Origin of the sequence: Sedimentibacter hydroxybenzoicus DSM 7310, assembly GCF_013403245.1 — a bacterium.
Taxonomy (GTDB): Bacteria; Bacillota; Clostridia; order Tissierellales; family Sedimentibacteraceae; genus Sedimentibacter; species Sedimentibacter hydroxybenzoicus.
The window spans coordinates 44,354-64,585 of record NZ_JACBNQ010000017.1 but is presented as its reverse complement, the minus strand read 5'-3'; the positions used below and the strand labels follow the sequence as shown (position 1 = coordinate 64,585).

General features: G+C 33.9%; 27 protein-coding genes and 1 riboswitch. Of the genes, 6 read left to right on the top strand and 21 right to left on the bottom strand.

The genetic code is table 11. The annotated features are described in order from the left end of the window. Positions 1-75 precede the first annotated feature (75 nt). Genes HZF24_RS13390 through HZF24_RS13380 form a run of 3 tightly spaced genes read right to left on the bottom strand, consistent with a single transcriptional unit; the run spans position 76 to position 1,387 of the window. Positions 76-501, bottom strand: coding sequence for a flavodoxin (locus HZF24_RS13390; RefSeq protein ID WP_179238842.1), 426 nt, complete (start codon positions 499-501; stop codon positions 76-78). A 32-nt stretch (positions 502-533) separates the two neighbouring features. Further along, positions 534-1,082 (bottom strand): DUF3793 family protein, encoded by a 549-nt coding sequence (locus HZF24_RS13385; RefSeq protein ID WP_246346148.1) that lies wholly within the window; start codon positions 1,080-1,082, stop codon positions 534-536. Between the two features lie 5 nt (positions 1,083-1,087). Beyond that, positions 1,088-1,387 (bottom strand): DUF2325 domain-containing protein, encoded by a 300-nt coding sequence (locus tag HZF24_RS13380; protein ID WP_281372299.1) that lies wholly within the window; start codon positions 1,385-1,387, stop codon positions 1,088-1,090. Positions 1,388-1,745: 358 nt separating this feature from the next. Between HZF24_RS13380 and HZF24_RS13375 the strand changes: the two genes are divergently transcribed. After that, positions 1,746-1,988: a helix-turn-helix domain-containing protein gene (locus HZF24_RS13375; RefSeq protein WP_179238840.1), complete on the top strand. Its 243-nt coding sequence runs from the start codon at positions 1,746-1,748 to the stop codon at positions 1,986-1,988. A 69-nt stretch (positions 1,989-2,057) separates the two neighbouring features. Here HZF24_RS13375 and HZF24_RS13370 read toward each other — a convergent pair whose 3' ends face one another. The 11 genes from HZF24_RS13370 to HZF24_RS13320 form a co-directional block, all read right to left on the bottom strand. Next, complete coding sequence (locus HZF24_RS13370) at positions 2,058-3,092, bottom strand: molybdopterin-binding protein (protein ID WP_179238839.1); 1,035 nt, start codon at positions 3,090-3,092, stop codon at positions 2,058-2,060. 17 nt (positions 3,093-3,109) lie between these two features. Further along, a complete protein-coding gene (locus HZF24_RS13365) occupies positions 3,110-4,138 on the bottom strand; it encodes an XdhC family protein (protein ID WP_179238838.1) in 1,029 nt (342 codons plus the stop codon). A 33-nt stretch (positions 4,139-4,171) separates the two neighbouring features. After that, positions 4,172-4,435, bottom strand: a complete 264-nt coding sequence (tatA, locus tag HZF24_RS13360) for a twin-arginine translocase TatA/TatE family subunit (RefSeq protein ID WP_179238837.1) — start codon at positions 4,433-4,435, stop codon at positions 4,172-4,174. 33 nt (positions 4,436-4,468) lie between these two features. Further along, on the bottom strand, positions 4,469-5,554 hold the full coding sequence (locus HZF24_RS13355) for a 4Fe-4S binding protein (RefSeq protein ID WP_179238836.1): 1,086 nt from the start codon (positions 5,552-5,554) through the stop codon (positions 4,469-4,471). A 72-nt stretch (positions 5,555-5,626) separates the two neighbouring features. Next, complete coding sequence (locus tag HZF24_RS13350; protein ID WP_179238835.1) at positions 5,627-7,729, bottom strand: aldehyde ferredoxin oxidoreductase; 2,103 nt, start codon at positions 7,727-7,729, stop codon at positions 5,627-5,629. A 33-nt stretch (positions 7,730-7,762) separates the two neighbouring features. Beyond that, positions 7,763-8,443, bottom strand: a complete 681-nt coding sequence (locus HZF24_RS13345; protein ID WP_179238834.1) for a ferredoxin-like protein — start codon at positions 8,441-8,443, stop codon at positions 7,763-7,765. A 49-nt stretch (positions 8,444-8,492) separates the two neighbouring features. Further along, complete coding sequence (locus HZF24_RS13340; protein WP_179238833.1) at positions 8,493-8,666, bottom strand: twin-arginine translocase TatA/TatE family subunit; 174 nt, start codon at positions 8,664-8,666, stop codon at positions 8,493-8,495. A 41-nt stretch (positions 8,667-8,707) separates the two neighbouring features. Beyond that, the gene (locus tag HZF24_RS13335) at positions 8,708-9,325 is read right to left on the bottom strand and encodes a hypothetical protein (RefSeq protein WP_179238832.1); all 618 of its coding nucleotides are present in this window, start codon (positions 9,323-9,325) and stop codon (positions 8,708-8,710) included. A 485-nt stretch (positions 9,326-9,810) separates the two neighbouring features. After that, positions 9,811-10,092, bottom strand: coding sequence for a YaaL family protein (locus HZF24_RS13330; protein ID WP_179238831.1), 282 nt, complete (start codon positions 10,090-10,092; stop codon positions 9,811-9,813). A 55-nt stretch (positions 10,093-10,147) separates the two neighbouring features. Beyond that, the gene (locus tag HZF24_RS13325; RefSeq protein ID WP_179238830.1) at positions 10,148-10,969 is read right to left on the bottom strand and encodes an EFR1 family ferrodoxin; all 822 of its coding nucleotides are present in this window, start codon (positions 10,967-10,969) and stop codon (positions 10,148-10,150) included. Position 10,970: 1 nt separating this feature from the next. Next, complete coding sequence (locus HZF24_RS13320; RefSeq protein WP_179238829.1) at positions 10,971-11,471, bottom strand: GNAT family N-acetyltransferase; 501 nt, start codon at positions 11,469-11,471, stop codon at positions 10,971-10,973. Positions 11,472-11,588: 117 nt separating this feature from the next. Between HZF24_RS13320 and HZF24_RS13315 the strand changes: the two genes are divergently transcribed. From HZF24_RS13315 to HZF24_RS13305, 3 genes are all read left to right on the top strand, one after another. Beyond that, complete coding sequence (locus HZF24_RS13315) at positions 11,589-11,804, top strand: hypothetical protein (RefSeq protein ID WP_179238828.1); 216 nt, start codon at positions 11,589-11,591, stop codon at positions 11,802-11,804. A 350-nt stretch (positions 11,805-12,154) separates the two neighbouring features. Then, positions 12,155-12,463 (top strand): hypothetical protein, encoded by a 309-nt coding sequence (locus tag HZF24_RS13310; protein WP_179238827.1) that lies wholly within the window; start codon positions 12,155-12,157, stop codon positions 12,461-12,463. A 22-nt stretch (positions 12,464-12,485) separates the two neighbouring features. After that, positions 12,486-13,124, top strand: coding sequence for a hypothetical protein (locus HZF24_RS13305; protein WP_246346146.1), 639 nt, complete (start codon positions 12,486-12,488; stop codon positions 13,122-13,124). A 43-nt stretch (positions 13,125-13,167) separates the two neighbouring features. Here the strand turns inward: HZF24_RS13305 and HZF24_RS13300 are convergent, their stop codons facing one another. Genes HZF24_RS13300 through HZF24_RS13285 form a run of 4 tightly spaced genes read right to left on the bottom strand, consistent with a single transcriptional unit; the run spans position 13,168 to position 15,444 of the window. Beyond that, positions 13,168-14,031: an NAD-dependent epimerase/dehydratase family protein gene (locus HZF24_RS13300; RefSeq protein WP_246346145.1), complete on the bottom strand. Its 864-nt coding sequence runs from the start codon at positions 14,029-14,031 to the stop codon at positions 13,168-13,170. Positions 14,032-14,046: 15 nt separating this feature from the next. Further along, entirely contained in the window at positions 14,047-14,550 is a 504-nt protein-coding gene (locus HZF24_RS13295) for a GNAT family N-acetyltransferase (RefSeq protein ID WP_179238825.1), read from the bottom strand. A gap of 2 nt (positions 14,551-14,552) precedes the next feature. Beyond that, the gene (locus HZF24_RS13290) at positions 14,553-14,852 is read right to left on the bottom strand and encodes a SemiSWEET family sugar transporter (protein ID WP_179238824.1); all 300 of its coding nucleotides are present in this window, start codon (positions 14,850-14,852) and stop codon (positions 14,553-14,555) included. A gap of 46 nt (positions 14,853-14,898) precedes the next feature. Further along, positions 14,899-15,444, bottom strand: a complete 546-nt coding sequence (locus HZF24_RS13285; RefSeq protein WP_246346143.1) for a GNAT family N-acetyltransferase — start codon at positions 15,442-15,444, stop codon at positions 14,899-14,901. Positions 15,445-15,813: 369 nt separating this feature from the next. Between HZF24_RS13285 and HZF24_RS13280 the strand changes: the two genes are divergently transcribed. Both HZF24_RS13280 and HZF24_RS13275 read left to right on the top strand, forming a co-directional pair. Then, the gene (locus HZF24_RS13280) at positions 15,814-16,296 is read left to right on the top strand and encodes a sigma-70 family RNA polymerase sigma factor (RefSeq protein WP_407695753.1); all 483 of its coding nucleotides are present in this window, start codon (positions 15,814-15,816) and stop codon (positions 16,294-16,296) included. A gap of 16 nt (positions 16,297-16,312) precedes the next feature. Continuing rightward, the gene (locus HZF24_RS13275) at positions 16,313-17,209 is read left to right on the top strand and encodes an RsiV family protein (protein ID WP_179238822.1); all 897 of its coding nucleotides are present in this window, start codon (positions 16,313-16,315) and stop codon (positions 17,207-17,209) included. Between the two features lie 177 nt (positions 17,210-17,386). Here HZF24_RS13275 and HZF24_RS13270 read toward each other — a convergent pair whose 3' ends face one another. The 3 genes from HZF24_RS13270 to HZF24_RS13260 all read right to left on the bottom strand — a co-directional run bounded on the left by HZF24_RS13270 (position 17,387) and on the right by HZF24_RS13260 (position 20,209). Then, positions 17,387-17,920: a DUF5680 domain-containing protein gene (locus tag HZF24_RS13270; protein WP_179238821.1), complete on the bottom strand. Its 534-nt coding sequence runs from the start codon at positions 17,918-17,920 to the stop codon at positions 17,387-17,389. A 79-nt stretch (positions 17,921-17,999) separates the two neighbouring features. Continuing rightward, positions 18,000-19,184 carry a cation:proton antiporter gene (locus HZF24_RS13265; RefSeq protein WP_179238859.1) on the bottom strand — a complete coding sequence of 395 codons (1,185 nt, stop codon included), beginning with the start codon at positions 19,182-19,184 and terminating at the stop codon, positions 18,000-18,002. Between the two features lie 50 nt (positions 19,185-19,234). Beyond that, a riboswitch (Fluoride riboswitch) is annotated at positions 19,235-19,293 on the bottom strand. Between the two features lie 253 nt (positions 19,294-19,546). Then, positions 19,547-20,209, bottom strand: a complete 663-nt coding sequence (locus HZF24_RS13260; RefSeq protein ID WP_179238820.1) for a class I SAM-dependent methyltransferase — start codon at positions 20,207-20,209, stop codon at positions 19,547-19,549. Positions 20,210-20,232 lie beyond the last annotated feature (23 nt).

The window sequence follows — 20,232 nt, the reverse complement described above, 5'->3', positions numbered from 1 at the left end:
ATGGCTGATTCTGTTATTTTTAAATCAAATATTTGTCATCTGCTTTCACTTACAGCATAATCAACTGACACTATATTAAGAAACCAATACTTTGCCCAAAGCAATGCAAGCATTTTGAGCATCCTGATCAGGCGTTTCATTACATATGACGCTGTCACTTACGAGAACTGCTCCCAACGATCTGCAGTCTTCCTCCCAGTTTCTCATCCATTCACCGTCTCCCCAGCCATAAGAGCCAAAAAGAGCAATTTTCTTGCCTTTTAGTCCCGGCTTGCATTCAGAAAACATAGGCTCAAATTCGCTTTCCTCCAGCACCTCGTCACCCATTGACGGACAACCAAAAGCGACCGCATCATACTGATTCAAGGCATCCATATTGAATTCAGCAGGGGAATATACCGTTACTTCAGCTCCAGCTTCTTTTACACCTTTGGCAACAAGTTCTGCCATTGATTCAGTATTCCCTGTACCGCTCCAAAAAACAACTGCTATTTTATTCATAAATTTATACTCCTTTTATATTAATTTATTATTTATGCAGCAACTGTAAGCTGCATAATAGACCTGCCCCCGGCAAATAATTTCATATATACCTTTCTACACTTATTATATTGTTCAAAAAGTTTCGACGCACTATATTCATCACTGTAAACCTTCCAGAAACCGGAAGATTTGCTGTTCTTTCCACCATTTTCAATAAACCCGACAACGTCTTCCAGAGGATATCCCAAAAATACCCCGATTTCATGTGGAAAACTATCGCTGTATTCGAAGCGTTGCTTTAAACGCTCGATACAATATGTAACAGAATTGCAGTTATATCCATATGACGCAAGAAAATCCGAAACACTTTTACCATGCAATTCTTTTTGAAGTCTGTTTTTACGATAAACAAGTATAACTGCCCGTTTATTGTTGTGTTGCAACACCTCCAGAAAAACATCCTTATTATTCAAATCGTGATTAACTTTATATAAATATGAGTTCAATTCAGATGCAGAACCAACAGTACAACTGAACAAATTAGCTGTTTTTAAGCCCGCCAATGTGGGAGAGCAATGTTCAATCAAAAAATGTTCCATAACAATTAAGCCTCCATAGGTTTTAAAATATGTTCTTCTAATATGTTGCATAAAGCAGTGGCACTGCTTGAATGAATACGCGCAACAGGTATATTGTTACGTTTTGCCTCTCCAACCGCACTGATTACCATTTTATGCGATACTGTATTCGTAAAAAGAACCAAAAGATCCGGCAATCCTATTTTTTTCTTGAGTGCCCCGTTCTCCTTAGTAAAAACCTTTACCTTACATCCATAATTTTTGCAAATGCCTTCATACTGACATACCATTCTTTCATTACCACCAATTATTACAATACTACTCAAGATATCACCTCACCTAGATTTTTTATACTATGGTTAGCCTGCACTAACTGAAATGTATTTTTAATGGGCAAAAATAAGTAATTGCCCTTAATTATATGCTCCTTGGTTAGTCTACGCTAACCATATGAAGAATATCATAAATATATTGTTTTGTCAAGTATATCAATTTTGATTTTTTCATACTGTGAATCTTGCAGGCAATTTATATTTATTCATTTTATTCCAAATATGTGTATTTTTTATATTGTTTTATTAATTTTTTTGGATAATTTATTAAAATGCTCGTTATTGCGTATACGCATTAGCGATTAAGTGGTAAAATAAATTTGTAATTTTAATTTTTAAAGTAGGTGCAAAAATGAGTGTTAAGGAAGCAGTTTTAAAAAGGATTAATGAAATTTGTAACGAACGAGGAATAGCCGTAAACAGGCTTGCAAATTTATCAGGCATAACTCCTTCAACAGTATATAGTGTTTTTGACATAGAGAGGAAGGATATTGGAATTGTTCTTATTAAAAAAATTTGTGATGGACTTGAAATAACATTGCAAGACTTTTTTACTTCAGAAATTTTCGATAGATTGGAGCAAGAGCTGATATAGAATTTAAGGATGCAAATTGTTTTGTTTGCATCCTTATTAATATTAACATGATATTTTGAATTAAAACCACTAACGGCCCTTTCCAAATCCACAGTTAGGATATGTGCAAACCTGGCAGTTTAAACACAATCCCCCTTCACCTAAACGATATATATCTGATTTGATTATTTTGTCATCAGCCATTATTCGCGGAAGAAGCAAATCGAATATAGTGCGCTTTGCATACATAACACATCCCGGAAGTCCTAATACAGGTATTTCTCTGCCGTTACGATTATAATATGACACCAGCATCATAGCTCCGGGAAGCACAGGAGCTCCGTAGGTAACTATTTCTGCTCCGGTATCTTTTATGGCACCCGGTGTATGATCGTCAGGGTCAACGCTCATTCCTCCGGTACAAACCACTATATCCGCTCCATTTTCAACAAACTCAAGTATTGCCGCTGTAATTTCATTCTTATTGTCATTCACAATTGTCTGTCCAAGTATTTCAGAGTCAAACTCTCCGAATTTATCAACGATCACAGGTCCGAAGGTATCTTTGATTCTTCCATGAAAAATTTCGCTTCCTGTGGTAACTATCCCCACCTTTTTATGTTTAAACGGAAGTATTGACATTATAGGCTTACTTTCGCCAATTTCCTGAACCTTCTTTATTTTTTCTTCTTCGATTATAAGTGGAATAACTCTTGTACCTGCTAACTTGTCCCCTTTTTTTACAATTGTATTTCCATGTCTCGTTGCTATAATAATTTCGCCCAGGCTATTTATTTTCAGAAGTCTTTCTGAATCCAGCTTAAACAAACCGTCTATATCAGCTATAACTTCTATTTTGCCTTCTTTTACCGGTGATGGTTTCATATAATCATTTTTGCATACTTCATAAAGTATTTCTGCAGCTTCATTTTCATGCAGCATACCTTCCTGCTTTTCCCATACAAAAAGATTTTCTTTCCCCACAGATAAAAGAACCGGTATATCTTCTTCTCTGACTACGTGCCCTTTTTTAAAAACTACATCCTTTGTAACATCCTTGATTATTTGAGTTATGTCGTGACATAGTACATGTCCAACCGCATCTGTTGTTTTAATTTGTTTCATGTCCTGCTCCCGTAATTCTAAATATTTATAATCGGCTCTACAAACAATTCTACTATTCCGCCGCAGACCATTCCTTCTTCTTCTGCCTCTATTCCGGTCATATCAACTTTAACTAACCGGGATTCCATATTATCCATGCAAGAAAGAGCCGTCTGCCTTATATTTGCTTCTACACATCCGCCTCCAATAGTACCCTCAGTATTTCCATCCTTCAGTATAATCATTTTTGTACCGACTTCTCTCGGAGCTGAACCCTTCCTTGAAACTAATGTAACCAAAGACTTGGGAATGTCTCTATGCTTTTCGCTGAACAAGCAATTTCTCAATTCTTCGGGATATGTACCTGCTCCCGCTTTTTTATTTTTTACCTCTATAACCTGAGCCATAATTGAAACCGCAATCTCAGCCGGAGTTTCAGCTCCAATCTTTAAGCCTATGGGAGTATATACCGCATCAAGCTTTTCTTTTGGAGTTCCCTCGCTCTCTAAATATTCAAGAACCTTTTTAACTCTCAATTTGCTGCCGATCATCCCTATATATGCATTTTCTTTTTGTATAATACTTTGCAAGCATTCCTGATCATATCGGTGTCCTCTTGTAACTATTATAAAAAAGGTTCCGGTATCTCCCTCAACCTTACGCAAAGCATCAACAAAAGACTCACAGATTACCTTATCAGCGCCCTCCCTTCTTGCATTGTTTGTGAACGTAATTCTGTCATCTATTACCGTTACAGGTAATGCCAGCATTTTACACATTTTAATCAGCGGCATGGATATATGTCCAGCACCGCATATCACTACATTAAAAGATTGGCGCATGAATTCATAATATATTTTCTCTTTACCCACAGTAATTGTTTGACTTTTTTTGTTTTCAGGAATTTGTGCTATAACTTCATTCCAATCCGAATTTTCGTTCGTGGTATATATTTTTTCTTTATCTGATAATAAAAGCTTATCACCTATGCTTGCACCCGTCAATATTGTTACAGCTATATTTTCTCGTGTCATATCAAGATTGTACAATTTGTTATAAAATTCCATCCAAACCTCCGTAGTAAAGTTTTTTTCTACATACTATAGTTCTATATGCTCATCAGCCTGATTTGATCCTGTAAAATCAAGCTTCTCTTTTGAACTGTTTTTATCTTCTTTTTTATCCGTTTTTGTTGGCTTATTCTCATCTAAGGATACATCTACCTTTAAATCATTCGAGAATTTTTTAAACTCATTTACTGTTCTCCCCAAAGATTTTCCTAATTCCGGGAGCTTAGACGGTCCAAATATAACTAAAGCAATAGCCAATAAAAGTATTAATTCTCCTGGTCCTAACCTGCCCATAACATCCTCCTTAATTTTAGAATTTTGTATTAATTATAATGCGGATATTTTTTCTCTTAGTAATTCTTTTTTCTTGCATATATCACATTTTTCATCTTCTTTATTTTTAGGTATATACTTCCTGCTGCAGATATTGCATATATTAAAAAGTATTTCCCTTTTAAGATTGAATTCATCCAAAAATGGATTGTCTATATTTCCCTTGTTCAGGGCCTTCTTATCACATGCTTTTTTGCACAAACCACATTTGAAGCAATTGGCCATGTTGTGATACAACTTTGATGTTGTATCAGTATTTTCAATTTTCCACGCCTTACCCGGGCATACGGATACACATCTACCGCATCCGTCACAGTTTTCGTTAACTTCCCAACATTCCCAAAACACATCCGAATTACCGCTATTATTGATAATTTTATCACTTTTCAATAGTTTTAACAATGTTTTTCTTATGGAAATCTGACTATCATTGCTTTCGTCAAGGTGAACTATTGAAGATATGGTTTTAACAACCATACTGCCGGATTCTTTTTTTACCATTTTAAACAAATTGCGTCTGGATATAGTTTCAGTTGCCAGCTCCGAAAGATTATCTTCTTCTTCATGTATTTCATAAGAAGGATTTACTCCCATAGATTTTACAAATTTTAAGGCCTTGTTTAAACTGTCCCTGAGCAACTCTTCATCATATCCGTGTTCACAATCAATGCAGCTGCTCAAATTGAAATAAATTTTTTTTCCTTCATATAGTATGAACATGCAAGCTATAAGCTCGGGATGCAAAGAGTTTAAACAACTTACTTTTAAGTTTCCTATAGTATCCGACAACGAACATGAAATAACCAAATTTTGTTTTTCAGCCGCCTTAGTCAGTATTTCTTCATCTTTACATTCTGCTGTCATTATAGCTTGAGTTGGACATTTTACCCTACACACACCACATTCATTACACAATTTTCCATCAAAAAATATATTACCGTTTTTTTCGGAAATAGCTTTTTCCCGGCAGGACTGCTCACATATATGGCATCCCTTCATGAAAGTATTTATGCATTTATCTTTATTTAATTTAGGTGGATTATCTTTAGTCAAACTATATATTAAATAATCTAATATCATAAAGCTTTCCCTCTTTAAGTAAAATGGGAAAACATAATGCTTTCCCATTTTACCGTTTTACAATTTTCAATCCTAAGGAAGTAAATTTAATCCTTCTAGTTCATCCGCAACATCCTTAAGACCTAACTTTTCATAAGTAGCTCTGGTCGGTGCTCCGGTTTTTTCATCCCATCCATACTCTTTGTAAAGCATTGTTAAAGCCAGCTGCATGTCATCTCTGTCAAGCTTAACCGTTCCTTCGGTAAATGGCTCCATGTCGGGGTCTACATTAAACACCCATTCAGGTATAGTATCATGTTCATTTCTCATATCAATAGTTGCCATTTGCTTGATAGTTGCCGCTCTGTGAAGAGTACATATTCTTTCTGCCATATAATCCAATTCTTCTTCTGATGTTTCTATTCCTGTAGCCAGGCTGAAGAATTTAGACTCCAATGCAGTATCTCCACGATAATTTCTTGATTTAGACGGCGAAACAACCATAGGCCATACCCAGTTACAAAGAGTAATAGAGTCATGCAGGAAGTTTCTGTCGATGGACCATTTAGCAAATTTAGCTTTATATTCGTTCATAGGTGTGTAATCCTTTGGAGCATCCAATGCGTCGGGAGAACCCCAGACCTCGCCGGCAATCTCCTTCAATAATCCTATAGGAAGGCCTGCACCTATAAAGTTCATGTGGGTATGAGAATTAGCATCCCTGTTAAACATAATATTGACCAATACTCCTACCTGTGCTCCCGCTTCATTACTGTGGTGCTTTGGATAAGCCATCTTGGACCATATGTTATTTGAGTATTCATTCCAATATTCATCACCCATACTCCATCTTTGAGCCATCCAATAAGGTCCGTCTAAAAGATGTGAAAATTCTCCGTCCCCAATTAAATTGTTATAATATTCAAGCATCCATCCCGGATCACCTTTTTCCAATAAATCAAAATTAATACTATCATATTCTTCCTTAGGAAGAACTTCTTTCAACTTTCCTGAGTTGTACATATGTCTAAAGTCTCTTGGCAATTGACCGTAATTGCTCCAAATACCATAATCGTCAGCAAGTCTTGAGCCGAGACATTTAGTAATCATTGCATCCATTCCCTTGCTTTCCCCGTCTGCATATCCCTTAACCATTGCAGTGCCCGGAGATGAGTAGTTGATGCATGTGCTTGTTGCATAAGGAGTTAACCCGTACTTTTCAAGTTCCGGCATATACATATTTGATTGGCAGCGAATAGGACATGAATAGCAGCCTGCCATCTTTATTGTTCTTTCTTCAGCTACCGGACCTAAATCAAATATTGCTTTTTGTGTACGAAGACCAACCTTGTTTTTATCTCCCGGAGGGCATTCGCCTGTCTCTACCGGTGGATTGGCAGCTCCCCAGAACAATCCCAGCTGTGCTGTCCAACGGCTTCCCGGGTTGTGATATTCAGCCCATGGCTGTGGAGTATTCGGAACCACATGCTGATTGTTGGCTCCTATAATATCACTCATCATATATTCATTTAATTTAAGCCATTCTTTAGCATTTTCATCTGCCAGGTGTACAGCTCTCTTTCCGATTATACCTATTGCCTTTAAATTTTTTGCACCTAATATTCCTCCATGTCCTCCGGCTGAGTGATTAACCGAATTAACTATTGATGCTAAATTCCTTTGTTTTTCACCTGCCTGACCTATTGCTGCAATACAGGCTTCCTTACCCATTATATCATTGATTGCCTTAGTGGTATCTACCGTGCCTTTTCCCCACAAGCTGCCTGCATCTTCAATAGACACTTTATCATCTTCTATTCTCACCCATACAGGAGATTTGGCTGCACCTTCAATTATAATTGCATCATATCCCGCAAACTTCATCCATGGTCCGAAATTTCCTCCCATATGACTGTCTGTGATAGCATGATATGGATTTGTAGGTGCTAATGATGTAATGTTTGTTCTTCCGCTGCATGGAGCCGCAGTACCGGTAAGAGGACCTACAGCAATTACAACCTTATTAGCCTCATCAAAAGCTTTTGTACCTTGAGGTACCTCATCAAATATAACTTTATATCCAAGTCCGGCTCCGCCTACTAAGTCTTTATATTTCATTGAGTCTTCAACTGTAATATTACCGGTAGTCAAATTAACCCTTAATAAATTCCCTATCCATCCTGTTACTTTAGCCATTATTCTTCCTCCAATCAAAATTTATTTAAATAATTATGATACTAAATAACCTTTTCTTCTAACTGTAGCTTCAAATTTTTCCCAAGGTATAACCCTTAATGCTCCTGTTATGCAATTATCCGCACAGGCACCGCACAAAATGCATTTTGTCGATTTATTGGTTTCGGAATCAATTGTAGGCATATTCCATGGACATGCCTGAGTACATGCTCCGCATCCGATGCAAAGATCATCATCCACAGTCCAGGCTTTTGTTGTTTCGCTTTGGTTTATAGCCTGCTTCGGACATGCAGCTGCGCATTTAGCATCCTCGCATTGATGACATGTTTCCGGTGTCATTAAAAAGTTTCCGAAATATCCGTTCTCATGGCGATAATTATCCGTTATTTCTTCCCCGTAATTAAAATTCCTTGCTATTTTTACTCTTGATATCAAAGGATGAATTTTTTCGTCATTTGTTACTGTACAGACCATTTCACACCTTTGGCAGCCTGTGCATCTGTTAGCTTCAGCAACAAGTAATCCTGCAGGAGTTACAAATGCCTGCACACTGTCAACCGGTTCGTCCTCATCCCCGGTAGTTTTCGAACAGCCTATCAGATTCAGGACTGAAGTCGTAACTGCAACTCCGGCAATACTTTTACCGCTCACCTTTAAAAATTCACGTCTTGTCCTTACTTTATTGATAAAATTATCAATTTCTCTTTCAAACATAATTATTCTCTCCCTTCAAAATAGATAATACAAAATTTTCAAATATTCCCTAATTGTCCTCAATTTTTTCGTCGGCAGAATTATCTGTCTTGTTTACACTACTTTTAAATTCACTAATAGATTTTCCAAGAGCCTTGCCTATTTCCGGTAATTTTGAGGGTCCAAAAATTACCAATGCTATCGCTAAAATTAAAATTAGTTCTCCTGGTCCAAATTTGCCCATTTTTATACCTTCCTTTCAAATTAATATATATTTTTTTTAATTTATGGGTTTTGTTCTGATTCTACTTCTATCCATTCGGCGATTGAACGCGCATGTGCTTTCTTCATAAACTCATCTGAGTACAAATATATGGCATCGTTAGATGCTTTGACCTCTTTAATATCCTCATATTCTTCTTTTCTTTTCAATTGATTATAAACTTTGAAAAACTCATCCTTAGACATATTAAAGGGAGCTTTTCTGAAAAGATTGACGCTGGTTGGTCTCGGATAAATTCTTGATTCTTGTCTGACCGTATCGACAATCATTTTAAAAAAGTCTTTTTCCTCTGCTGTTATCATAATATTGGCATAATTTGGGGTTATAAATTTTTCAGAATATAAATATATTTTTTCTTTTCCTTTATACATAATTATATCTGAAAAGTCTTCCCTTAGCCTGAGCTCTTCTATGGTTGGTATGATATCCTCCACCTCTACAGACAGTGGCTCCTCCAGCAGCTCCTCACCATTTACCAATTGCCCCTCAGAAGACTTGTCTCTTACAAAGTTACCGATCAAAGCAACTATATCTTTAACTTCTTCAGCTTCGTCTAAGCTAATAGGTTCCGCCTCATTACCATTCTCGCTATCCCCTGTTATATTAAACTCATAACTCATACAACTTATCCCTCCAAAATCATAATTGTTAATTATAAAACTAACAATTAAACGAATTGTAACATATTAATGCAGAATAATCAATACTTAGTATTTTATTCAATACATTTTTATGTAATCTAAGAAGTGTATATAACTAAAAATGAATAAATTTTTTAGTTAATTATTTTCGTTATACTTAGTAAAATATAACGAAAATCAAAAAACATCCGTAGATGTTTTCATACTTACATTATTAACAACAGTAAAGGTTCCACTTTAGCACTCCATTTCATATACAACTACATATGTATAAATATGCAGTTTCATTGATTGAGTATTTCCTCAGTTCAGAGATTTTTGACAGCTTTAATCCGCAATTGATATATCCAACACAATAATTGGCACATAAGCAGATGACCCAAATCTTTGATTTGGTGTCAGTCGCTTATACTGTAAGTGAAAAAATTAAGGATACAAACTGTTTTGTTTGTATCCTTATATATTTAGCTGGTTTCACTGATACCTTCATTTCTGCCTTCGTTAGAGCCTTCACTTTTTATTTTCCGAAGCAAATAAACATATTTTCTTTCCGCGGCTTCTATATTATATATGGCATAATCCACTAAATCCGGTTCACTAACATTTTCAAAAATGTTTTTAGCTTCTTCCCATTCCTTTTTTGCATTTTCTAAACTAGCATATAAATCTTTTTTTTCGTCGACATCCTTTTGTACTTTAAATAAATCTAATATACCTTTTACTTCCTTACCCGATACGCTGCTCATGGAAAAACCTCCTATCTATACTATTATAGACAGTTGATTTCCTTTTTATTCATGGTTATATAAATATTTCCGCTTCTTTTCTTTTTATAAATTGGACTTCCAATTCATATTTATGATTTAAATAATCCATATCATCAAAATATTTTGCTTCAGTTGGGCATTTCTTAATACATGCGCAGCACTTGATACAAATTCCGTTTAATACAGCCACATCTTTAAAATCAATACTTCCCATTGGACATGCCTCTGCACATATCTTACAGTCAATACAATTTTCATTTGTCTTTGGAGCAACTTTTCTAATATCAACAAAATTACCGCTTTTATCTTTAGGCCTATAATAATCTCTATAGGGGTTACTTCCTTTTACTTTAACATCATCAAAATTTCCTTTTGATATTTTATCGTATATTTGATCCGAAAAATTCTTAACTACTGACATGTCCTCATCATCAGGTCTTTCTTTTGCAAGAATTTTTGAAAATGAATGTTCTCCTATAAATGCTCCGGCTGCTATAACTCTGAATCCATTATCAGTAAGTATATCTCTTGATTCTATTAATGCGTCATCATAATTTCTATTGCCGTAAACTACTACGCAAACAGCCAAAGCTCCATTACCTTTGACATTATTTAAATATTTCAATAAGACATTGGGCACCCTTCCGGCAATAACGGGTACACCAAAAACAACAAGATTATCACTACTGAATGATTGCCCGGTCTGTCTGTTTTTAATATTGGTAAAATCAATATTCGTAATGTCTTGTTTTTCAAATTTATCTTTTAAGGTGTCTGCAATTTTTTTTACAATTTTTTCGGTGGTTCCTGTCGGACTGAAATGCATTGAACAAATGCTCATATCTTTACCCATCATACTAATTTAAACCCTCATATTCACTTCTAAGCATTGAATAAACCTTTTGGTCCAAAAATCCTCTTTCAGATTTGTAATTTTGTCTTAGCACTCCGTCACAATGAAGTCCTGCGTTTTCATAAAGCTTAATTCCGACAACGTTATCAGGATATACGTCCAACCAAAATTTATTAAATTTCAAATCTTCAAAAGTGTATCTTATCAATGCATCCAATACTTCCTTACCATATCCCTTACCTTTAACAGTAACAGCAATTCTTCTCAACTCAAATCTCTCAGATTTGTAATCTAAATAATTTAAAGCAAAGCCAACCGTTAAATTATCTTCCTTCCTTTTAAATATCAACAGCAAATAATCCTTGTCCATAATTTCATTTAAATGCTGTTCATATGTACCCTGCCATATAAAATTGCGATTATCCTCATGGTTTTCCATTTCCATTATATCTTTTATGTCTTCTTCTCTCGCCTCAATTAAATTTAAGTTAATAGTTTCTATCATACTCTTCCCCCATTATATTTGGTAATTTCATTATACATAGAAATTTTTCATCTTTCAACTTAAAGAATAAATCATCACAAATATGGAAAAAATATTTACAAAAAAGGAGGCAATATAATGAGTAAAGGTAATGGAAGAAAAAGCAATACAGGCAAAGGAAATGATATGGATAAGTTTGATGGTGCTTGTAATGGTATAACCAATGACTCTAATAAATTATATCCGAATACTTACCCGAGAAAGCCGAGCGCACTTGAAAGTAAAGCAGGAAATTTCAAATATACCAACCCAACAAACAAGGACATAAAAGAATTTAAAAACAAAATAAAATAATCAATCTATATAAAAACCACATGCAATTTGTATGTGGTTTTTTGTTACATTATTTATTCCCTTAGAATTTTAATAGTGATATAATAAATACAATTAACTAAACACAATACTAATTTAGTTTTTGATTTTAATGAATCTCAATATAATGTCAATGATATAGTTTACGGCTATACAGCAGAAAATATTACCTTAAATTGTTTTGCACGAAGAGTTTCAACCTCCATTTTTGACGTTATAGTTGACCCGGCATATATGTATGGGATGCCTGTTTATCATTCCGATTCATCTTCAGGTGAATATACTGTAAACTGCTTACTAAGGATACGGAAAGAGTGTTGACAAGGGCATTCTTGTTTGATAACAGAGAAAATAAAGATACTGAAATGGCTCAGATCTACGATACCCTCATGTCAAATATGAATATTATAAACACAGATTCAACCTTAGGAATAACCTTGCTGGATTTAGATTTTGATGAAACTCCCGAGCTCCTTGTGACCAGGTATTCAACAGATGTGGGTGTAAACTTTGGAAATGTCGATAACGAGGTTGCGGATGTTGATATTTACAGAATTGAAGATAATAAACTCATATATATAGATACACTTTATAACTATCATACAGTAATATATGACAGAACCATATACGAAATCATATAAATTTCCACTAACCGAACGCATGATGAGCTACAACATTGCCTACCTAGTTGATTCCTTTTATTTAGGTTCATATAATCCCAGTAAGCAGTATTTTGAATACAGATTTTTAGGTGATTATGCAAAGCCTGTTATATATCTGTATCCGACAGTTCAAACCGATGTATCTGTCAAAATCGAGCTTCAAGGTAGATTGACCTGCACATATCCTGAATATAACAACGGATGGAACGTCACTGCAAATCCCGACGGCACACTTATTAACAAGACCGACGGACGTGAATACTCATATTTGTATTGGGAAGGCAAGGGCAATGCAATTTGGGATTTATCAAAGGGCTTTGTAGTAAAGGGAGAAGATACGATTGAATTTTTACAGGAAAAGCTTGAATATCTCGGATTAACCACAAGAGAACTGAATGAATTTATTGTGTATTGGCTGCCGTTGATGAAGGAAAATAAGTATAACCTAATAACCTTCCAGACAACTGCATATGAAAATAATGCAAAACTTCACATTACACCAGAGCCTGACAATATTCTGAGAATTTTCATGGCATACAAAGCATTAGATAATTATATCGAAATTCCTGAACAGCAGCTCAGCACTTTTAACAGAAGCGGTTTTTCAGTTATTGAATGGGGCGGCACAGAAATAAAATAAAGCTAAAGGGGAGGGGCCTTAAAAGCCTCTCCCCTTAAATACTTCAATATATTATATCAATATAATAATCTATTAACTCATATATCCAATCTTTCAGATTACTGAACCTGAATCCTAATTTCTTCGCTTTACTTGTATTTATACTGTATTCCGGCTCACAATTATAAGGTGCCTTTTCACCGTCTTCCGATAAAACAGGTTCTTTGCCGGTTTTTTCTGTAACATACCCTAATATTTCTCCTATAGAAATAGTACAATAAGAGCTTCCGTTAATGGGGCCTGAATAATCTTTATCAGCGAGAAAAGCCATAAATTTACCGGCTTCATCCGACCTGATAAATCCCATCTGACAATCAATATTATCTATGTACATTGGTATTTCTTTTATAACATGCTCGACATAAAAATATAGTCTTTTTGTATAATCGCCTTTTCCGATAACAAATGGATATCTTACGGCAATTGCATTTATGTAATTGTAATTCTGCCATAGTGCATACTCTGCATGTCTTTTAGCTTCATCATACGTAAAATCTGTTCTCGAACACCAAATAAGCTTTTTATGCAATGTTTGAAACTCTTCCTCCATTGTATCCAAATGCTTTTCATAGACTGAAGTACTGGACATCATGATATACTTATTACAATTTATAACATCTAATATGTATTTTACGTCATTTGAACAATAAGCAAGATTATCATATACCACATCGAAATATTTTCCTGATAGCGAGTTTTTCACACTATCAGAATCTGTCCTGTCAAAAACAATTCTTGAAACCTTGTCTCCATAATTGTCTTTTGTAATACCTCTCGTTGCAATTGTTACATTGTGTCCCTGTGCCAGCAGCTCTTCGACAAGATAAATTCCGAAATATCTTGTTCCGCCAATTACCAAAATATTCATAAACATTCCCCCAAATTATATACCAACGGCTTTACTTCTTCTTTCCATAAGAACAACATCATGCCATATGCCATTTTCCATTTTTCCAAGCTTTTCTCTTATTCCAATTACTATGAAACCACACTTTTTATGTAATTCTATACTTGCAGTATTTTCTTTGATAATTCCAGATTGTAAAGTCCAAAAACCATTTTTCTCTGAAGCTGATATAAGTTTATTTAATAGTTCCGTTCCTATACCGTATCCACTATACAGCTTCTTTATATAAATGCTCACTTCCGCTACACCGGAATAAACAGGTCGTTTTGAAGTAGGGCTGAGAGCTGCCCATCCTAGTATCTCATTATTCAAAATTGCAACTAACCTGCATGAGCTGATATGGTCTTGATTCCACTTCTCCCAAGATGGTAAATCGAATTCACCTTGAAAGGTTGCTAATCCTGTTTTTATTCCTTCTAAATAAATATTTTTTACTTGCTCCCAATCAGATGATTCCATTTCCTTAATTTCATATTTCATAATTACCTCTGATTTTCCGTATCAGTTTTGTTCTGTTTATTACCATATTTCAGAATTAAAGATACCATAATTGCAGAAGCAATAAGAGATACTGTATTTGTTATAAGAAAAGCCTCACCACTGCCGTTTAACACAAGATTTATAGCATATATCTCCATTAACAGAATTCCGGTAAACATCATAGAAAATGTTTTTAAATTTAAATCCTTAGCGGATTTTGTCCTTAGTATCTGAATAATCTGAGGTATTTGTCCAAAGGACATAATTGCTCCCCCAATAAGCTGTAACGCGTCAAAAAACATATTAATTCCTCCTGATACTGCTGATATTACATTGCTATTGATTTTATTAAAGTGTTATCCAATATCTTTGAAAAATCTCACCATCACTTATATCCTCAGAATCAAGAATACCTCCGTTATTGATTACTGTCTTGGATGAGCCGATATTACTTTTAGAACAGGTTATCAATACCTTTGACAATCCTATTTTTTCACATTCTTTTAGGGCAAGTGACAGCATCAATGTGGAATAACCTTTTCTTCTTTCGCTTGGTCTTATCCCATAGCCGATATGTCCACCCCTATATGCTAACGCTTCATTCAATCTATGTCTTATATCTATGGCTCCGATTAATCTACCATCATTCACTAACCAATAAGTTGAGCTCTCAACAAATCCGTCAGGTAATCCGACTCCATTACTCCAACCGTTCAACTTATCTACCATCATGTCAAAATCCGTACTGTCAAGATTTAAAGTCCAAGGTATAAGCTCTTCCTCCGATTTTTCCCATTCAGAAAGCATATCTAAATATTCATCCTTATAATTAGTACAAGGTTTTATTAATATAACGCTTTTCTCCATATCGTTATCTCCATCATATAATTTCATTTAAATCTTCACTCTCCCTCATTAAATACTTCCAACAGTCAAGTTAATTTTTCCTGCTATTCTTTCTTCTTTTTATTTTCCGAAAATATAATAACCTCTCATTTGTTCTTATCATAAACCATTCTCAAGATGCACATGCTAATCCAATTAATTGTAATATATATACTAATTTTTTTCCACTAATAATTTTTCTGCCAGTAATACTAATAAGCAATTATGGTGAACTCCATCACCTTTTTTAATTTCAAAATAAAAAATGAATAATTTATAATAATATATATTATTAAAACTTTTTTAACTGTATTATAGTCTAAATAACGTAACACATTAAGATGTACATCAATATTAAGACAGGTGAAATTCGTGCGAATCAGTTCAAAATTAGAAAAACAATTAGAAGAATATGTTGTTGAAAACAAAGAAAAACATTACAGGATAGCATATAGTTATGTAAAAAATACTGATGATGCTTTGGATATTGTTCAAGAATCCATATTTAAAGCTTTAATATCTTTAAACACTTTAAAGAATCCTGAATTTATGAAAACTTGGTTTTATAGGATATTGGTAAACTGCTCATTGGATTGTATCAGGAAGCAAAAAAAGATAATAACTTTAGACAATGAAGTTTTATATTCTTATATCGATGAAGTCAATGATACATATACAGATATAGATTTACACAAGGCACTTGACGAGCTGCCTGACAGCTATCGCAGTATTATTATATTAAGATTTTTTGAGGATTTAAAAATAGAAGAAATTGCTGAAATTCTTAATGAAAATATTAATACTATCAAAACCAGATTATATAAATCACTGGATAAATTGCGAATTAAAATGAATGATTGATTTAGGAGGATTAGCAATGAATGATAAAAAAATAAATCAACTAAAAAATGAATACATGAGTATACCTATCCCTGCAGAATTAGAATTTAAAGTTAAAAAATCGTTAAAGGAAGGTAAAAAAGCTATGAACAAAAAAATTTATATTAAAAGATTATTGGCAACTGCAGCTTCGGCAGCCGTTATTGCAATATCTTTTACAGTAGGAATAAATACAAATGAAGCGTTGGCAGAAACCTTATCGGATATACCTGTTTTGGGTGGTATCGTAAAGGTCTTGACTTTTAAAGAATACAAATTCAGCGAAAAAACTTACGATGTCGATATCGAAACGCCGGCATTAGATGGATTGGAAAATAAAAGCTTGCAAAACAGCTTAAATGAAAAATATTTTAACGAAAATAAAGAATTGTATGAGCAATTTATAAATGATATGAAAAGCTTAGAAGAAAATGGCGGTGGGCATATGGGAGTATCAAGCGGATATGTCGTGAAAACCGATACAGATAAAATATTGTCCGTAGGTCGCTATATTGTAAATACAGTAGGTTCTTCATCAACTACATTTAGATATGATACAATAGACAAGAAAAATGAAATTTTAATCACTCTTCCAAGTCTTTTTAAAGATGAAAGCTATGTTGATATAATCAGCAGCAATATAAAAGAACAGATGGTGGAGCAGCATAATAAAGATGAGAACAAATTTTATTGGGTTGAAGGTATAGAAAATGAATTGGCAGAATTATTTGAAAAGATATCAATAAACCAATCCTTTTATATATCATCAAATGGAAAATTGATAATTTCTTTCGATAAATATGAAGTTGCTCCGGGTTATATGGGAGTAGTAGAATTTGAAATACCTACAGAGATATTGAAAAATATTTTAGTAAGCAATGAATATATTTATTAAATTTATACGTTGAACAAAAAACTGTTTCGAACTTATAATTATTAGGTTGAAACAGTTTTTTATATGCACTTTACTTCTTGTGAATCCTTCAATTATTTTCATAAACAGAAAAATCTCCTACAATAGCTGTTTTCATAATTATATTTCATAATTTCAAACTTTGCAAAATATTTGAAATTATTTTAACCTGCCAGCTGTCATTTGTTGTGCCACCAATAAATTCATATAAGCAGACGACCCAAATCTTTTGTCTTGGTGTCGGTCGCTTTTACTGTAAGTATAATAAAAGTTCTCAATTTGTAATAATGAGCTTACATCACCTTGAAAAAAGGTTTCATATTTAAATATCTCATTTTCATAAGTATAATCCGAAAATAAATTATCCTGACAATTCAACAAATGATTCCCTCTTGCTTCCTTCAGAAATTTATAGATTTCCCCGGATGATACCTTTTCATCCTGATTTACGTATCCTACATAATCACATGACCAAACAGGAGTATTACCACCTTTTTCATATACATACTCTACACCGCTATAAGGATTAACACCCCTGTAAGAGTCCGTAAATATCAAATCATCTATTTCTATTTTGAAATCCCAATCATATAATTCAGATTTAACATATGGGTTATATTCAGAATTCTTTTTTACATAGCATTCATATCTGCCTTTTATTAATGCTTTTATTAATTTAACCTCAGAAATCATAGCAATACCTCTCATTTATATCTTATCATAGACCATTATCAAAATGTACAAGTTAATTTCATTAATTTTAATACATATACTAATTTTTTTCCACTAATAGTTTTTCTGCCGAATAATGAATTCCGATTGCACCTAACGGTGCAGTAATTAGTATAGATAAAACTGCAATAGCTAAAATTACATCTCCTGACTCTACTCCCAATGATAATGGAACTGCGCCCATTGCTGCCTGAACAGTAGCCTTAGGTAAATATGCAATAACACAGAACAATCTTTCCTTCCAATTATATTCTGTTCCTGATAAGGAAATTATTACTCCTATTGAGCGACCTGTCAGCCCTATTAATATTATGACAATACCTATTCCACCTGCTTTTAATGCAACATTTACATCTACCAGTGCTCCTACCAATACAAACAGCAATACTTCCGCTAATACCCATATTTTATTGAACTTATCAGCCAGACGCTTGCCAATGTCAGATATTCTTTCAGCAATAACAAATCCGATTGCCATTACTCCTAACAGTGAAGCAATTTGCAGCTTAGTCTTTAATACAATTTCTAATTGATTAAGCAGTATGGAGAATCCAAGAACCAGCAGTACCTTTTTTGTATCACGGATGTGATATTTTTTAAAGATTACTATGAGCACAAATCCTATAATCACTCCGGTAACAATACCTAATATGATTGATACAGGTATACTTAACAATTGCACACCTATGTTGATGTTTGAACCGCTGTACAATCCTAAAAAAACACTGAATATTGTAATGGCAAAGACATCATCAATGGATGCCCCTGCCAATATCAAGGCGGGTATCCCCTTTTTAGTACCAAGATTATTTTCTATTAATCCAAGCATGGCCGGTACTACAACAGCAGGGGAAACAGCAGCAATAATGAAGCCCAGCATTCCACCCTGACTAAATGTAAATCCCAAAAAGTACATCGATGCAGCGGCAATAAACAAACCCTCTATGAGTCCTGGTATGCAGCTCATCTTCAATGCAGTTATACCAATCTTTTTTAAATCATCCTTATCAATTCCAAATCCCGCTCTTAATAAAATGATAATCAAAGCAATTCCCCTTAAATCTGCTGATATTTTAAGCATATCCTCCTGAAGCAGATTAAAACCATATGGTCCTATAAGAACCCCCAATATTAACATTCCTATCAACCCAGGCAATTTCAATTTCTCGAATATTTTTCTTGCCGGTAATCCCAATAATAAAATTACTGCTAAGCTTGCAGCCATAAAATCAACTCCTATGTCAGTCACAAAAAAACTCCCACAGAGATACACTGTATCCTGTAGGAGTCATTAGCACTATGCGATTATGGTGAACTCCATCACCCTTTATTTAGTTTTACTAATAGATTATAGTATGGAATATATTATATGTCAATGAAAATATACACCAATTTATAAATACATAATTTTTTCATAATTTGACACGAAATCATCTATTATCCCCCTTACAGGCGGGCTAATTTTATCAGGTATATCATCAAATCTAAAAAATTTTGCATCCTTTTTTCACCATCAGTTAAAAAAGTCAAGCTCTTTAAACTCAAACATATACTTCCCTCGCCACGCAATTCTTCATATTTTAAAAATTATTTTATTGATATAACAACAAATGCTTTTATAGTATGTTTATTATTATAGTTATCAAAAAAATAATAGTCTATTGGCTTTATTTCAACCTGTCTGAAATTTGAATATAAATCTTCCAATTCGCCAATTGTAGAATAATGATGAGGTATATTTTCTTCACCTTCAAAATTATTTATAAAAGTATCTTTTTCTATTTCTTGGCCCTTGCCATAATGTTCATCATATATTGAAACATAATCAATTATTACTATCCCATCAGGCTTTAATACTCTGTAAATTTCATCTACACTTTTACGGGAATCTTCAAATATTCCGTGCCCTGTAGTCCATACACATAAAATTCCATCAAAAAAGTTATTATTAAAGGATATATTTCTCATATCATGCTGCTTAAATTGAATATTATTTAAGTTGAGCTTTTCCGCCTTTGATTTAGTAACTTCTAATCCGATCTCCGAAATATCGGTAGCATAGACATTAAAACCTTGTTGAGCAAGATATATAGAATGCCTTCCCGTACCGCATCCCAAATCCATTATACGCTTACAGTTGTTGTTTTTAAAAATATCCGTTGCTGCTATTGCGGTTGGCAGTATATCAAATTGAACTTCTCCTTGATCCCTGTATATTTTATCCCACTCGTTTTCCCATTTAATATTCATTGTTTTCCCCCTAATTACATTGT

What these genes read in the sequence shown, in the direction of transcription:
- HZF24_RS13390 (WP_179238842.1), bottom strand. Translation starts at nt 501, where the DNA reads ATGAATAAAATAGCAGTTGTTTTTTGGAGCGGTACAGGGAATACTGAA.
- HZF24_RS13385 (WP_246346148.1), bottom strand. Translation starts at nt 1,082, where the DNA reads ATGGAACATTTTTTGATTGAACATTGCTCTCCCACATTGGCGGGCTTA.
- HZF24_RS13375 (WP_179238840.1), top strand. Translation starts at nt 1,746, where the DNA reads ATGAGTGTTAAGGAAGCAGTTTTAAAAAGGATTAATGAAATTTGTAAC.
- HZF24_RS13370 (WP_179238839.1), bottom strand. Translation starts at nt 3,092, where the DNA reads ATGAAACAAATTAAAACAACAGATGCGGTTGGACATGTACTATGTCAC.
- HZF24_RS13365 (WP_179238838.1), bottom strand. Translation starts at nt 4,138, where the DNA reads ATGGAATTTTATAACAAATTGTACAATCTTGATATGACACGAGAAAAT.
- tatA (WP_179238837.1), bottom strand. Translation starts at nt 4,435, where the DNA reads ATGGGCAGGTTAGGACCAGGAGAATTAATACTTTTATTGGCTATTGCT.
- HZF24_RS13355 (WP_179238836.1), bottom strand. Translation starts at nt 5,554, where the DNA reads ATGATATTAGATTATTTAATATATAGTTTGACTAAAGATAATCCACCT.
- HZF24_RS13350 (WP_179238835.1), bottom strand. Translation starts at nt 7,729, where the DNA reads ATGGCTAAAGTAACAGGATGGATAGGGAATTTATTAAGGGTTAATTTG.
- HZF24_RS13345 (WP_179238834.1), bottom strand. Translation starts at nt 8,443, where the DNA reads ATGTTTGAAAGAGAAATTGATAATTTTATCAATAAAGTAAGGACAAGA.
- HZF24_RS13340 (WP_179238833.1), bottom strand. Translation starts at nt 8,666, where the DNA reads ATGGGCAAATTTGGACCAGGAGAACTAATTTTAATTTTAGCGATAGCA.
- HZF24_RS13335 (WP_179238832.1), bottom strand. Translation starts at nt 9,325, where the DNA reads ATGAGTTATGAGTTTAATATAACAGGGGATAGCGAGAATGGTAATGAG.
- HZF24_RS13330 (WP_179238831.1), bottom strand. Translation starts at nt 10,092, where the DNA reads ATGAGCAGCGTATCGGGTAAGGAAGTAAAAGGTATATTAGATTTATTT.
- HZF24_RS13325 (WP_179238830.1), bottom strand. Translation starts at nt 10,969, where the DNA reads ATGATGGGTAAAGATATGAGCATTTGTTCAATGCATTTCAGTCCGACA.
- HZF24_RS13320 (WP_179238829.1), bottom strand. Translation starts at nt 11,471, where the DNA reads ATGATAGAAACTATTAACTTAAATTTAATTGAGGCGAGAGAAGAAGAC.
- HZF24_RS13315 (WP_179238828.1), top strand. Translation starts at nt 11,589, where the DNA reads ATGAGTAAAGGTAATGGAAGAAAAAGCAATACAGGCAAAGGAAATGAT.
- HZF24_RS13305 (WP_246346146.1), top strand. Translation starts at nt 12,486, where the DNA reads ATGAGCTACAACATTGCCTACCTAGTTGATTCCTTTTATTTAGGTTCA.
- HZF24_RS13300 (WP_246346145.1), bottom strand. Translation starts at nt 14,031, where the DNA reads ATGAATATTTTGGTAATTGGCGGAACAAGATATTTCGGAATTTATCTT.
- HZF24_RS13295 (WP_179238825.1), bottom strand. Translation starts at nt 14,550, where the DNA reads ATGAAATATGAAATTAAGGAAATGGAATCATCTGATTGGGAGCAAGTA.
- HZF24_RS13290 (WP_179238824.1), bottom strand. Translation starts at nt 14,852, where the DNA reads ATGTTTTTTGACGCGTTACAGCTTATTGGGGGAGCAATTATGTCCTTT.
- HZF24_RS13285 (WP_246346143.1), bottom strand. Translation starts at nt 15,444, where the DNA reads ATGAAATTATATGATGGAGATAACGATATGGAGAAAAGCGTTATATTA.
- HZF24_RS13275 (WP_179238822.1), top strand. Translation starts at nt 16,313, where the DNA reads ATGAATGATAAAAAAATAAATCAACTAAAAAATGAATACATGAGTATA.
- HZF24_RS13270 (WP_179238821.1), bottom strand. Translation starts at nt 17,920, where the DNA reads ATGATTTCTGAGGTTAAATTAATAAAAGCATTAATAAAAGGCAGATAT.
- HZF24_RS13265 (WP_179238859.1), bottom strand. Translation starts at nt 19,184, where the DNA reads ATGGCTGCAAGCTTAGCAGTAATTTTATTATTGGGATTACCGGCAAGA.
- HZF24_RS13260 (WP_179238820.1), bottom strand. Translation starts at nt 20,209, where the DNA reads ATGAATATTAAATGGGAAAACGAGTGGGATAAAATATACAGGGATCAA.